Below are 13,011 nucleotides of genomic sequence, written 5' to 3'. Positions count from 1 at the left end.
CAAGGTCGTGCTCGTGATCGAAAACCATCCTAAAGAAGGAGCGGTGGTAGCTGAAGGGCGTTCCGATGGCGGCGCCCGGAACGCCCAAGGGCATCAGCGCGTACTCGATTGGACATGGCAGCCAGGCACAGCCGGAATGCCGTCCACATAGGCCACTCACGAACGGCGCCGCCGACCATCATCGTCCACGGCGTCCAAGCGCGGCCGCGATCCAGCTCGACCACCCAGACGAGCTCGTCGGACACCGCATACCAGCGCGCGCGCCGACCCTGCCGGGCGACTGCTTGGCCCACGCTTCGCGCGTACGCGCACCCCCACCACTCGCCGGCCACGCCGGCCGGTAACCGGGGAGCACGCTGTGGGCACCTCACGAGGCACATGACCACCGAGCCGCCGACCCGTCGCAGGAGCATCCGCTCGACTCCGGGCTGCGTCAACGGCGCTACGCGTCACTGCATGATGGCCTCCGGCCACCCTTCACCCCCACTTGGTCAGGCTCTTGTGCTCCGCTATCGGGTCAGTGACTCCCCCCTGGCCGGCGGTGCAGGCGTGGGGTCGCGGTCAGCCCTCCTGCAGATCGTCGGACGTCTCTTCAGACTCGTTGGGCGCGTGGCGTCGCGCGAGCCTTGCGGCCGGAGACAGGCAGTTCACGTCGCCCGTCTCGACGAGCTCGTCCGCGAGGAGGCGCAGCTTGCGGTTGGTGTGTTGGCTGGCCTTGCTCAAGATTTCGAACGCTGCTTGCTCGCGCACCTTGTCGTTGGCCATGACGATGCCGATTGCGGCGCCGATTCTGCGTGATGAACGCAGGGCTTCCTCCATCTGTGCTGCGTGCTCCCTGCTGAGCACTCCGTCGGCCTGCAGCTCGGCGATCATCGCTTCATCCACATCGATGCGGGCTTCCAGCTTGTCGACCCGGCGACGGTCGTCATCGGCGCGGTGTTCACTCGCGTCTGCCCGGTGGTTGGCCTTATCGGCGCGGGACTGCAGAGCGTCGAGGTCGATTCGATTGGCGGCGACCTGGTCACGCAGTTCCTCGAACCGCCGCTGCGACTCGAAGTCGCTCTCCGGTTGCTCGTCAGTCATGCGGCAAGTATGGCCGACGGGGTGCGCTGACGGGGGAAGTCCGATGCGGTCGACAGCGAGCCAGCGCGTGCACGAAGCGGTCGTAGACGGGTAGTTGTTTAGGGAGGGCGCCGGGTCAACAAGCGGCTCGGTGTCACTCGTCTCCCGGCCAAAACGGTGCAAGCTCGACACGAACGGACGCCAGCGCGCTTGGACACCACCCCGACGGAGGATCGTGCTGCTGACGCTTGTGCCAACGCGTGGCCTGTTCCCGGTTGAACGGCTGCGACAAAACAGACTGACCGGAGTCGGGTGCTCTGCTCGAAAGGTTCAACATCGGTTCAGGTGGACGCCCTGCACGGCACGACGGATCAGAAGGTTTGGGGTTCGAATCCAGAAGCCGCCTGTGTCGAGGTGAGGGAAGGAGGCCCGACCGGCGGAGACGCCCGTCAGACGTCGGCGGGCTCCTGGTACGGGTCAGTGATCTCGCGCAGCAACGTGAGCGACTCGCGCAGGTCGCGCATCCGGCGCGCGCCCAGGTGCTGCTCCCACTCGCGCTCGACCTGCTGCTCCTCGGCGCGGGCGACGGGCAGCATCGCCTCGCCCTTGGCGGTGAAGCGCACCAGGCGGGCGCGGCCGTCGCGAGGGTCGGGCACGCGCTCGACGTAGCCCGCGGCCTCGAGTCGGTCGACCAGCGCGGTCGCCGTCTGCTTCGTGACCTGGGCCTGCTCGGCGAGGTCGGACAGCCGCGTGCCGTGCGGGCCGATACGGGCGGCGACCCGGCCCTGCGCGACCGTGATGTCGTCGACGCCGGCCCGCCGCATCGCCTCGATGACGCGGTTCTCGACGTCGCGAGCGGCGATGAACATGAGGACGCCGACGGAGAGCTGGGATGTCATGGAAACCTCTTGAACTAGTCCTATGTTCGAACTATATTGGTCAGACTATCGAACTAGAGCATAGCGAGAGGAGCCAACCCATGAATGCCCGACCCGTCGTCGACTTCTGGTTCGACCCGGTCTGCCCGTACTCGTGGACGGCCTCCCGCTGGCTCGAGGAGGTCGCGGCCCGGGTGCCGCTCGATGTGCGGCACCACGTCATGAGCCTCTATCTCGTCAACGAGCACCGCACCGACGTCGAGCCGGCCTACCGCCGAAACGTGGATGACTCCCGCGGACCGTCCCGCGTGGCCATCGCCGCCGTGGAGCGGTGCGGCGGCGGCGTGCTGGACGGCTTCTACACCGCGTTCGGCGCCGTCGTCTTCGACGTCTGGCGCCGTCCCACGAGCGCCGAGTACCACCTCGCCGTGCGTTCGGCGCTCGCGTCGGTCGGCCTGCCTGCCGACCTCGAGGACGCGATGGAGGACGCCGCGTACGACGAGCCGTTGCGGCGCAGCCACGACGCCGGCATCGCCCCGGTCGGCGGAGACGTCGGCACCCCGATCACCCACATCGACGGCGTCGCCTTCTACGGCCCGGTCCTCAACGCGATCCCGCGCGGAGAGGATGCGGTGCGCGTGTTCGAAGGGGCGCGGCTGCTCGGAGGCTACCCCGAGTTCTTCGAGCTGAAGCGGACGCGGCTGCGGCCGCCCGTCTTCACCTGAGCCAGGCGCCTGCGCCACCAGCGCGGACGCGAGAGAATCTGTGACAGAAAGGGATCGACATGAGATCTGACGCCGGAACACCGGATCTCGACGTGGTCTGGTCGGAGATCGACGACCAGCGGCTCCGCACGGCGGCGATGCTCGAGGGGCTCACGGACGAGCAGTGGGAGCAGCCGTCGCTCTGCGAGGGATGGACGGTGCGACATGTCGCGGCGCACCTGACGCTCCAGCGCCAGCACCTGACCGATGTCGTGCGGCTGCTCGCACACCACCCGAGCCTGCTGCGCAGTCACGGCCTGAACCGCATGATCCACGACTCTGCGGTGCTCGAGGCGGCGCGGCCGACCCACGAGATCATCACGCGGATCCGGTCCGGGATCGGGTCCCGGCGACACAACTCGTTCATCGCGCCGCCCGGCACCCTGTCCGACAGCCTCGTGCACGCGCAGGACATCGCGATCCCGCTCGGACTGGACCTCGAAATGCGGCCGACCGCGGCGTTGATCGCCGTCGACCACATCTGGGCCACGCGAAAAGGCTGGACCGGGGCGGTCTTCAGGCAGCTACCTCTCGAGGGCTACCGCCTCGTCGCCACGGACGCGCGCTGGTCGGTCGGCACGGGTCCCGAGATCACCGGACCCGTCGGCGCCCTCCTGCTCCTGGTCACCGGTCGCCGGGTCGCACTCACGTGGCTGCAGGGCGACGGCGCCGCCCAGCTGACGATGCAGACGCAGCCCGCCTGACGGCATACGTGCTCGGTGCGGCAACGGCTTGCCGCCCTTGCGCGCGCAGGAGCGCGGGGGTTGGGTGTGGATGAACCGTCCACTGCCGCACGGAGGCACTGATGACCGACGCTCTCGACACCCCCGACCCGACGCTGTCGCACACGCGCGGAGAGACGGAGCCGGCCCTCATCGAGCAGACGATCGGCGACAACTTCGACGCCACCGTCGCCCGCTTCGGCGACCGCGAGGCCCTCGTCGACGTCACCCAGGGCCGGCGCTGGACCTACACCGAGCTGCGGGACGACGTCGACCGGCTCGCCCGCGCGCTCCTCGCCGCCGGTGTGAAGACGGGTGACCGGGTCGGCATCTGGGCGCCGAACTGCTCGCAGTGGACGCTCGTGCAGTACGCCACGGCGAAGCTCGGCGCGATCCTCGTCAACATCAACCCGGCCTACCGCGCCCATGAGCTGAAGTACGTCCTCGGCCAGGCCGGCGTCTCGACGCTCGTCGCCGCCGAGTCGTTCAAGACGAGCAACTACCGCGAGATGATCGACGAGGTCCGCGATCAGGTGGACGGCCTCGAGCGGGTCGTATACACCGGCACGGCGAGCTGGGACGAGCTCGTGGCCATGGCCGACGGCGTCACCCCCGACGAGCTGGCCCGCGTCCAGGCCGGCCTCAGCAACACCGACCCGGTCAACATCCAGTACACCTCGGGCACGACCGGCTTCCCCAAGGGGGCGACCCTCAGCCACCGCAACATCCTCAACAACGGCTACCTCGTCGGCGAGCTGTGCGGCTACACGGAGGTCGACCGCGTCTGCATCCCGGTGCCCTTCTACCACTGCTTCGGCATGGTCATGGGCAACCTCGCGTGCACGTCGCACGGCGCCTGCATGGTCATCCCGGCGCCCGGGTTCGACCCGGCCGCAACGCTCCAAGCCGTCCAGGACGAGCGGTGCACGAGCCTCTACGGCGTCCCGACGATGTTCATCGCGGAGTGGAACCTGCCCGACTTCGCGTCCTACGACCTGTCGACCGTGCGCACCGGCATCATGGCGGGCTCGCCCTGCCCCGCGGAGCTGATGAAGAAGCTCATCGCCGCCGGCATCGAGGAGATGACGATCTGTTACGGCATGACCGAGACGTCGCCGGTGTCGACGCAGAACCGTACCGACGACACCTTCGAGCAGAAGGTGGCCACCGTGGGCCGGGTCGGGCCCCACCTCCAGATCAAGATCGCCGATCCCGTCACCGGCGAGACACTGCCGCGCGGCCAGGCGGGCGAGTTCATGACGAAGGGCTACTCCGTGATGCTCGGCTACTGGGAGCAGCCCGACAAGACGGCCGAGGCCATCGTGGACGGCTGGATGCACACCGGCGACCTCGGCGTCATGCACGACGACGGCTACGTCGAGATCACCGGCCGCATCAAGGACATGGTCATCCGCGGCGGCGAGAACGTGTACCCGCGCGAGATCGAGGAGTTCCTCTACACGCACCCCGACATCCTGGACGCCCAGGTCATCGGCGTCCCCGACAAGAAGTACGGCGAGGAGCTGTGCGCCTGGATCCGGATGAAGGACGGCGCGGCCCCACTGACCGCCGAGTCGCTCCGCGAGTTCTGCACGGGCCGGCTCGCGCACTACAAGATCCCGCGCTACGTCGAGATCGTCGACGAGTTCCCGATGACCGTCACCGGCAAGGTCCGCAAGGTCGAGATGCGGGAGACGACAGCGAAGAAGCTCGGTCTCAGCTGAGCGGGTCCACCGCGCAACGGGATTCGCGAGACGGTTTGCCCGCGCGCCCGTCACCGCGCACCGAGGAGGTATGCCGTCTGGCCTCGCCACACGGCATACGCGCGTTGGCAGGGCGGTCGGCGTCGCGGTACGGAGGTGAACACGGGAGCAACGGCGGCGCGCTGGGCGGCGCCACGGGCTCTCGCGCAGTAGGTTTCGGGGGAAGCGGTCGTGAGGGCCCGTAGTCCGTAAGGGGAATGGCATGTCCGACACAGGCAAGATGATTCTCTGGATCGTGGTGGCGGCCGTCGTCATCGCGGTGGTCATCTGGTTGTTCGTCTCAGCGGGACGTCGCCGGGAGGTGGAGGCCCGACGCTTCGAGGCGGGCGAGCTGCGCGCCAAGGTCGAGGAGCGGCTGCCGCGGCTGCAGGACAGCGAGGACCGCGCGTCGGTCACCGCAGCGATGGCCGCCGACGCACGCGTGGAGGCCGAGCAGAAGGCGGCCGAGGCGAAGCGCCTCGAGCAGCAGGCCGAGCAGCACCGCGCGTCCGCCGAGGAGGCCCGCGCCGAGCACGTCACTCTGGAACGCGAAGCCGACCGGGTCGACCCCGACGTGCCCACGGACGCCGAGGGGTACCGACTCGACGAGCGCGGTGAGCGGCTCCCCGGCCAGGAGCCGTCACGGTCCGGCACCGCTGCCGGTGCGGCGGCTGGCGCTGCGGGCACGGCGGCTGTGGGTGCCGCCGCGTTCACCCATGACGACGAGGAGGACGACCTCGCCGACGCCGAGAACCCGTTCGCGCCCGCGATGGAGACCACGTCGTCCGTGACCGACGAAGCCCCGGACCACGGGAGCGACGAGTCCTCCTACGCCTCCGAGGAGCCTGAGGTCACCGGCGGCCCGACGTCTGCCGAGACTGCCTGGGCACCGAGCGAGACTGCCGACGACTCGGAGGCAGGTGCGGACGAGGAAGAGGCACAGGTCGCCGGGGACCAGGCACAGGTCGCCGGGGACGAGGCCGGAGATGTGCAGCGCGACGAGGGGTCTTTGGGTACAGGGGAGGAGACGGACCAGTCAGCCCGATACGAGAGGGACACCGACGTGAGCGACAACCTTTCCAGCGCCCTCGATGCCGACGACGAGGACAACGGCGCGGCGGCTGTCGGTTCGGCCGGGGCCGGTTCGGCTGCGGGCCCCGACGAGGAGGCCACGCAGGTGCGGGTGCCGGCGTTGGAGGACCGGGACGACGTGCTCGCCGACGGCGGCACTCCCGACGACGACCCCGGCGACCACCGCGGTCAGGCGTGGGCCACGACACCCGGCACGCCGGGACCCGGAGACAGCGCCGAACCGGCCGATGAGGGCATCGACGTGGACATGGCTCCGCACTCGCACGAGAGCGACGAGACCGACGAACCCGACGAGGCCGTCGGTTCAACGGCGCAGGAGCCTCGCCGTGAGGAGGCCGAGCCCGCCCCGGACGTTGCCGCGGCCGCTTACCCCGACACGGACGCCAGCACCGACACCAGCCCCGACACGGACACCCGCCCCGACACCACCCCCGATGCGAGCCCCGACGCCGGCGCGGAGAGCGACACTGCCGCAGCGACGAGCCGGGACTCGGGTGCGAGTGCAGGAACGAGCGTGAACTCGGCAACGAACGCCGACGAGACCGCGACCGCTGAGGACGCGAGCCCGTCCGGACGACGCGTCTCGGCGTTCGACGAGGTCGTCGACGGCGGGTTCGGTCTCGGCTCGGCCGCGCCGATCGGGGACGGCGCGCAGCCGCTCGGCCACGCGGTCAAGGGCACACGTGACGGCCAGACCTTCCTCGCTCCCGACGACGCCGGCTACGACGACCTCGAGCCCGACGTGTGGTTCTACAACGAGGACGCCGCCCGCCGGGCCGGCTTCCACCGCGAGGGGGACTGACCGGGCACGCCACGGGACGCGTACGCCCGCGGTGGGCTGAAACCTTGGCGCGGGCACCCTGCCGGCGCAAATAGACTTGCCGGCATGGTTTCCCCGCTCGTCGCGCTCACGCCCAAGGTCCAGTCCGCGATCGCCACCGCCCTCGGTGACGAGTTCCGCGAGGCGGACCCGGTGCTGCGCCCGTCGCAGTTCGCCGACGTGCAGGTCAACGCAGCGCTCGCCCTCGCCAAGAAGGTCGGCGCGCCGCCGCGCGAGGTCGCAGCCAGGATTGTCGACGCGCTCGACCTCGATGGGGTCTGCGACACGGTCGAGGTGAGCGGGCCGGGGTTCATCAACCTGACGTTCTCCGACGCGTGGCTCGCCGGCCTGCTCCACGACGTCGAGGCCGACGAGCGCACCGGCGTCGCCCTCCAGCCGGCGCAGAACATCCCGATCGACTACTCGGCGCCCAACGTCGCCAAGGAGATGCACGTCGGCCACCTGCGCACGACCGTCGTCGGCGACTCGCTGGCCCGCACCCTCGAGCACCTCGGCCACAACGTCATCCGGCAGAACCACATCGGAGACTGGGGCACGAACTTCGGAATGCTCATCGAGCACATGCTCGAGGTCGGCGAGCAGTCCCAGGAGGCCGATCTGCTGGTGACCGACCCCAACGCCTTCTACCAGGCGGCGCGGGTCAAGTTCGACCGGTCCGAGAAGGCCGACCCGCCCGGCAGCAACGGCGACTTCCACACCCGGGCCCGGACCCGCGTCGTCGCGCTGCAGGCCGGTGACGCCGAGACGCTCCGGCTGTGGAACAAGCTCGTGGACCTGTCGAAGATCTACTTCAACAAGGTCTACTCGACGCTCGGCATCACGCTCACCGACGACGACCTCGCCGGAGAGTCGAGCTACAACGACGTCCTCGCGGACATCTGCGCCGAGCTCGAGAGCAAGGGCATCGCCGAGGTCTCCGACGGCGCGCTCTGCGTCTTCCTCGACGGCTACACAGGCCGCGAGGGCAAGCCGGTGCCGCTCATCATCCGCAAGTCCGACGGCGGCTACAACTACGGCACGACCGACCTCGCCACGATCAAGCACCGGGTCGAGGACCTCAAGGCCGACCGCGTGCTCTACGTCATCGGTGCCCCGCAGGCGCTGCACCTCAACATGGTGTGGGAGACGGCGCGCAAGGCCGGCTGGCTTCCCGCCGACGTCGCGACGGTGCACATCATGATCGGCAACGTGCTCGGCGAGGACCGCAAGATCCTCAAGACCCGCTCCGGCAAGCCGCTGCGGCTCATGGCCCTGCTCGACGAGGCCGTCGACAAGGCGCGGACGGTCATCGACGGCACGCGCCCCGACCTCGACGAGCAGACGCGGGCCACCATCGCCCGGCAGATCGGCATCGGCGCCGTGAAGTACGCCGACCTGTCTGTCGCGCACGACAGCGAATACGTCTTCGACCTCGACCGGATGGTCGCGCTCACCGGCAACACCGGCCCGTACCTCCAGTACGTCGTCGCGCGCATCCGGTCGATCTTCCGTCAGGTCGGGCTCGACCCCGCCGCGCAGCACGCCACCCTCATCCTCGGCCAGCCGCACGAGCGGGCTCTCGCCACGCACCTGCTGGGGTTCGGTGACGTCGTCGCGGAGGTCGGGGCCACGTACGAGCCGCATCGCCTCGCCGGCTACCTCTTCGAGCTCGCCCAGGCGTTCTCGGCCTTCTACGAGAACTGCCCTGTCCTCAAGGCCGATGGCGACGAGGTCAAGGAGTCGCGCCTGACGCTGTGCGCGCTCGTCTTCCGGGTCATGACCACCGGTCTCGACCTGCTCGGACTGGAGTCACCCGAGCAGATGTGACCGTTGCGGAGGGCACCGGAGTCCAGCGCCGGCCGGTGACTCTCTGCGACAATCGAACGTGCGGTTCACGTTCGGGGACATCGTCCTCGACACCGACAGGTTCCTGCTCGAACGCGGCGGCGACACCTTGCACGTCCAGCCGCAGGTGTTCGACGTCCTGAGCCACCTCGTGCTCAACCGTGAGCGCGTCGTGCCCAAGACCGAGCTGCTCGACACGGTGTGGGGCGACCGGTTCGTGAGCGAGTCGACGCTGACCAGTCGCATCAAGGTGGCGCGGCAGGCGGTCGGCGACGACGGCATCCTGCAGACGGTCATCAAGACCGTGCACGGCCGCGGCTACCGGTGGGTGGCGGACGTGACGGTCGAGCCGGGCCCGGCGACGGCGAGCCAGCCGGCGCCGGGACCAGCCGCACGCCGCCTCGAGCAGCGCATCCGGTTCTGCACGACCCCGGACGGAGCCCGCCTCGCCTACGCGACGGTCGGCGACGGTCCGCCGCTCGTCCGCGCGGCTCACTGGGTGACCCACCTCGACTACGAGTGGGAGAGCCCCGTCTGGCGCCACTGGATGGAGGGGCTCTCGCGTCACCGGATGCTCGTGCGTTACGACGAACGCGGCTGCGGCCTGTCCGACGCCGACCCTGCGGACGTGTCCTTCGACGCGTTCGTGAGCGACCTCGAGACGGTCGTCGACGAGCTCGGCCTGGAGCGCTTCCCGCTCATGGGCCTGTCACAGGGTGGCCCGGTCGCCATCGAGTATGCCGTCCGCCACCCCGAACGGGTCACCCGACTCGTCCTCGTGGGCGCCTTCATGAAGGGCCGTCTCGCGCGGGCGCGCACCCCGGAGGAGCTCCGCGAGGCCGAGCTGCAGCGCGAGCTGATCCAGGTGGGCTGGGGGCGGGACGACCCGTCGTTCCGGCTCTACTTCTCGTCGACCTTCCTGGCCGACGCACCCCCGCAGCTCTGGAGCGACTTCGCCGAGCTGATGCGGCGGACCACCTCGACGGAGAACGCGCTTCGTCTCAACGACGTGTCCATCGCGATGGACGTCACGGAGTCGGCGGCCCGGGTCAGCGTGCCGACGCTCATCGTGCACGGCCGGCACGACATGCGCATCCCGTTCAGCCAGGGCGTGGAGCTCGCCACCCGGATCCGCGGGAGCCGGCTCGTGCCGCTCGACACCCGCAACCACCTGCTGATGCCCGACGAGCCCGCGTGGGGTCAGCTGCTCCGCGAGCTCGACGTGTTCCTCGCCGACGACGAGTCCACGCCGAGTCCACGGGAAGTCCACGGCGTCTCCTAGGACGGCCCCGCCCCACACGCCACCGTGGTCCTCAACGCACATCCGATGAGGAGAACCACTGATGAGCACCGCATCCCACGCTGTCGCGCGTCGCGCCACCGCCGCGTCCGGCCACGGTCTCGAACGAGTCCTGACGGCCGACGTCGTCGTCGTGGGTGCACGCTGCGCCGGCGCGGGCACTGCCCTGCTGCTCGCCCGTGCCGGCCACGACGTCCTCGTTCTCGACCGTGCCACCTTCCCGAGCGACACCGTCTCGACGCACGTCATCGCCCGTTCGGGCATGGTGCAGCTGCGCCGCTGGGGGCTGCTCGACGCCGTCGTCGCGAGCGGCGCCCCTCCGATCCGTCGGGTCGAGTTCAGCAGCGAGCTCGGGTTCCTGTCCCGCGACGTCAAGGACCGCTACGGCGTCGACTTCCTGCTGGCGCCGCGGCGCACCGTCCTCGACCGCATCCTGCAGGAGGCAGCCCTCGGCTCCGGCGCGCGCCTGCTTTCCGGGGTGGCGGTCGAGGACGTCGTGCGCGACGGGCACGGCCGCGTGGTCGGCGTGCGGGCGCACGACGACGACGGACCGCTTGTCGTCCATGCGCGGTACGTCGTCGGGGCAGACGGGCTGGGCTCGCGCATGGCGAGGTCCGTGCATGCTCCCCTGACGGTCGAGCGCGCCGCCTCTGGTGCTGCGCAGTACGCGTACTTCGCCGGCGACTGGACGGCCATCGAGCACCACCTGGGTGACGACGTGTTCGCCGGGGTCTTTCCGACCCACGACGGGCAGGCCTGCATCTGGGCGTGCACCCCGGAGAGCCTCGCCCGAGCGCACCGCAGGGCTGCTGCCTCACCGGAGGAGGCGTTCGCGCGAGTCCTCGCCGACGGCGTGCCCGGACTTGCTGTCCGGCTCGACCCCTCCGCGCGGCGTTCGCCCGTGCGCGGCATGCTGCGCATGCCGAACCATCTCCGGCGCGCGGCAGGGCCGGGCTGGGCCCTGGTCGGCGACGCCGGCTACCACCGGGACGCCATCACCGGTCACGGGATCAGCGACGCCTTCCGCGACGCGGAGCTGCTCGCCGTCGCCCTCGACGAGGCACTGTGCGACCCGGGGTGCGAGACCGACGCACTCACGGCCTACGAGCGCGACCGGGACCGGATGGCCGGTGACGTCTTCGACATCACGTGCGAGCTCGCCACGTTCCCCGAGCCGCCCCGCTTCGTGGAGCTGCAGAAGCGGCTCGCCGGCGCCATCGACGACCTCGCCGCCGAGCTCAGCGCGCGCAGCCTCCCTCGGGCCGTCACCGCCGCGGCCTGACCCAGACCTCCTCGAACCGAGGACCAGCCGGAAGCACCGGCAGCAACCACCACGAAGGAAAGAAGACACGACATGACCACGGACACCGCACACCGCAACGGCGTCGACACGGCGACGCTGTTCGCGACGCTGGACGCCGTCAAGCAGATGCCCGCCGCCGCTCGCTTCCAGTTCCGGGCGCACAACCAGTGGGTCGAGGGCACCCACAGCCGCGGCTCCATCTCCGACTTCTTCGGCGTCGGCGAGGAGCGTTCGCACGAGAGGGAGTTCGTCTTCGACGCGGATCACCCAGCCGTGCTCGTCGGCCGCGACAGCGGCCCGACGCCCGTCGAGTTCGTGCTCCACGCCCTCGCCGCCTGCCTGACCGCCGGCATCGCGAACATCGCCTCGGCCCGCAAGGTCACCCTCACCGAGGTCCGCTCGACGGTCACCGGCGACATCGACCTCAACGGCATCCTCGGGCTCCAGGACGTCCGAAACGGCTACGAGCAGGTGAGCGTCAGGTTCGTCGTCAAGGGCGACGCCCCGGAGGGCGTGCTGCGCCAGATCGTCGAGCAGTCACGGCAGCGGTCGGCCGTCTACGACGTCATCACGAACGGCGTGCCCGTCGACATCGAGGTCGAGGTCGCCTGACGGCGCTCGGTGCCCGGCCGCGCCGGACGGCATTCGACCGGGCTCCATGCGGGGCATGCCGTCCGGCGGCGTCACCGAGCCGTCAGCACATCGTCATGTGCGAAAGCGTTGTGACGAGGTCCGACGGGGAGGACAGTCGGCTCATGACCGACTGGGACTTCAGCGACCTCAAGGCCACCTACGTCAACTGCACCCTCAAGAAGAGCCCCGAGCTGAGCCATACACAAGGACTCGTCGACGCGAGCGCGGCGATCATGCGCGAGCACGGCGTGCAGGTCGACGAGATCCGGTTCGTCGACCACGACGTGGCGACCGGCGTGTACCCCGACATGCGCGAGCACGGCTGGGAGACCGACGCCTGGCCCGAGCTCTACCCGGGCATCCTCGAGAGCGAGATCCTCGTCGTTGCCGGGCCCATCTGGCTCGGGGACAACTCGAGCATCACCAAGCGGCTGATCGAACGCATCTACGCACTCTCCGGGATGCTCAACGAGCAGGGCCAGTACCTCTTCTACGGACGCGTGGCCGGGTGCCTCATCACGGGCAACGAGGACGGCATCAAGCACTGCGCTCAGAACGTCCTCTACTCGCTGCAGCACGTCGGCTACACGATCCCGCCGAACGCCGACGCGGGATGGATCGGCGAGGCCGGGCCCGGACCGTCGTACCTCGACCCCGGCAGCGGGGGGCCCGACAACGACTTCACGAACCGCAACACCACGTTCATGACGTGGAACCTCATGCACCTGGCGCGGATGCTCAAGGACGCGGGCGGCGTGCCGGCGTACGGCAACCAGCGCTCGAGGTGGAACGAGGGCGAGCACTTCGGCTGGCACAACCCCGAGTACCGCTGACGCCCGACCGCCGTCGG

General features: G+C 69.9%; 11 protein-coding genes. 9 read left to right on the top strand and 2 right to left on the bottom strand.

Annotated features, from left to right (window positions below; translation table 11 throughout):
* Positions 1-561: 561 nt before the first annotated feature.
* Positions 562-1,083 carry an ANTAR domain-containing protein gene (locus H9I49_RS00140; protein ID WP_188028268.1) on the bottom strand — a complete coding sequence of 174 codons (522 nt, stop codon included), beginning with the start codon at positions 1,081-1,083 and terminating at the stop codon, positions 562-564.
* Positions 1,084-1,511: 428 nt separating this feature from the next.
* Positions 1,512-1,961 carry a MarR family winged helix-turn-helix transcriptional regulator gene (locus H9I49_RS00135; RefSeq protein ID WP_188028267.1) on the bottom strand — a complete coding sequence of 150 codons (450 nt, stop codon included), beginning with the start codon at positions 1,959-1,961 and terminating at the stop codon, positions 1,512-1,514.
* A gap of 80 nt (positions 1,962-2,041) precedes the next feature.
* Here H9I49_RS00135 and H9I49_RS00130 point away from each other — a divergent pair, with 80 nt between their 5' ends.
* The 9 genes from H9I49_RS00130 (at position 2,042) to H9I49_RS00090 (ending at position 12,994) form a co-directional block, all read left to right on the top strand.
* Positions 2,042-2,665, top strand: a complete 624-nt coding sequence (locus H9I49_RS00130; RefSeq protein ID WP_188028266.1) for a DsbA family protein — start codon at positions 2,042-2,044, stop codon at positions 2,663-2,665.
* Positions 2,666-2,724: 59 nt separating this feature from the next.
* Positions 2,725-3,408 (top strand): maleylpyruvate isomerase family mycothiol-dependent enzyme, encoded by a 684-nt coding sequence (locus H9I49_RS00125; RefSeq protein ID WP_188028265.1) that lies wholly within the window; start codon positions 2,725-2,727, stop codon positions 3,406-3,408.
* A gap of 101 nt (positions 3,409-3,509) precedes the next feature.
* Entirely contained in the window at positions 3,510-5,150 is a 1,641-nt protein-coding gene (locus H9I49_RS00120; RefSeq protein ID WP_188028264.1) for an AMP-binding protein, read from the top strand.
* Between the two features lie 241 nt (positions 5,151-5,391).
* Positions 5,392-7,062 (top strand): hypothetical protein, encoded by a 1,671-nt coding sequence (locus H9I49_RS00115; RefSeq protein WP_188028263.1) that lies wholly within the window; start codon positions 5,392-5,394, stop codon positions 7,060-7,062.
* A gap of 84 nt (positions 7,063-7,146) precedes the next feature.
* On the top strand, positions 7,147-8,907 hold the full coding sequence (gene argS / locus H9I49_RS00110; protein WP_188028262.1) for an arginine--tRNA ligase: 1,761 nt from the start codon (positions 7,147-7,149) through the stop codon (positions 8,905-8,907).
* A 58-nt stretch (positions 8,908-8,965) separates the two neighbouring features.
* Positions 8,966-10,207, top strand: coding sequence for an alpha/beta hydrolase (locus tag H9I49_RS00105; protein WP_188028261.1), 1,242 nt, complete (start codon positions 8,966-8,968; stop codon positions 10,205-10,207).
* Between the two features lie 61 nt (positions 10,208-10,268).
* On the top strand, positions 10,269-11,507 hold the full coding sequence (locus H9I49_RS00100) for an NAD(P)/FAD-dependent oxidoreductase (RefSeq protein ID WP_188028260.1): 1,239 nt from the start codon (positions 10,269-10,271) through the stop codon (positions 11,505-11,507).
* Positions 11,508-11,579: 72 nt separating this feature from the next.
* Positions 11,580-12,140 (top strand): OsmC family protein, encoded by a 561-nt coding sequence (locus H9I49_RS00095; RefSeq protein ID WP_188028259.1) that lies wholly within the window; start codon positions 11,580-11,582, stop codon positions 12,138-12,140.
* Between the two features lie 143 nt (positions 12,141-12,283).
* The gene (locus H9I49_RS00090) at positions 12,284-12,994 is read left to right on the top strand and encodes a flavodoxin family protein (RefSeq protein ID WP_188028258.1); all 711 of its coding nucleotides are present in this window, start codon (positions 12,284-12,286) and stop codon (positions 12,992-12,994) included.
* The last annotated feature ends 17 nt before the right edge of the window (positions 12,995-13,011 follow it).

This window comes from Terrabacter sp. MAHUQ-38 (assembly GCF_014518425.1).
In the GTDB taxonomy this organism is placed as follows: domain Bacteria; phylum Actinomycetota; class Actinomycetes; order Actinomycetales; family Dermatophilaceae; genus Terrabacter.
Note: the sequence above shows the minus strand (reverse complement) of the source record. Positions and strands in the feature narration are given on the sequence as shown.

Bases quoted from the DNA above. Each gene is read 5' to 3' on its own strand.
- H9I49_RS00140 (WP_188028268.1), bottom strand. From the start codon at position 1,083: ATGACTGACGAGCAACCGGAGAGCGACTTCGAGTCGCAGCGGCGGTTC.
- H9I49_RS00135 (WP_188028267.1), bottom strand. From the start codon at position 1,961: ATGACATCCCAGCTCTCCGTCGGCGTCCTCATGTTCATCGCCGCTCGC.
- H9I49_RS00130 (WP_188028266.1), top strand. From the start codon at position 2,042: ATGAATGCCCGACCCGTCGTCGACTTCTGGTTCGACCCGGTCTGCCCG.
- H9I49_RS00125 (WP_188028265.1), top strand. From the start codon at position 2,725: ATGAGATCTGACGCCGGAACACCGGATCTCGACGTGGTCTGGTCGGAG.
- H9I49_RS00120 (WP_188028264.1), top strand. From the start codon at position 3,510: ATGACCGACGCTCTCGACACCCCCGACCCGACGCTGTCGCACACGCGC.
- H9I49_RS00115 (WP_188028263.1), top strand. From the start codon at position 5,392: ATGTCCGACACAGGCAAGATGATTCTCTGGATCGTGGTGGCGGCCGTC.
- argS (WP_188028262.1), top strand. From the start codon at position 7,147: ATGGTTTCCCCGCTCGTCGCGCTCACGCCCAAGGTCCAGTCCGCGATC.
- H9I49_RS00100 (WP_188028260.1), top strand. From the start codon at position 10,269: ATGAGCACCGCATCCCACGCTGTCGCGCGTCGCGCCACCGCCGCGTCC.
- H9I49_RS00095 (WP_188028259.1), top strand. From the start codon at position 11,580: ATGACCACGGACACCGCACACCGCAACGGCGTCGACACGGCGACGCTG.
- H9I49_RS00090 (WP_188028258.1), top strand. From the start codon at position 12,284: ATGACCGACTGGGACTTCAGCGACCTCAAGGCCACCTACGTCAACTGC.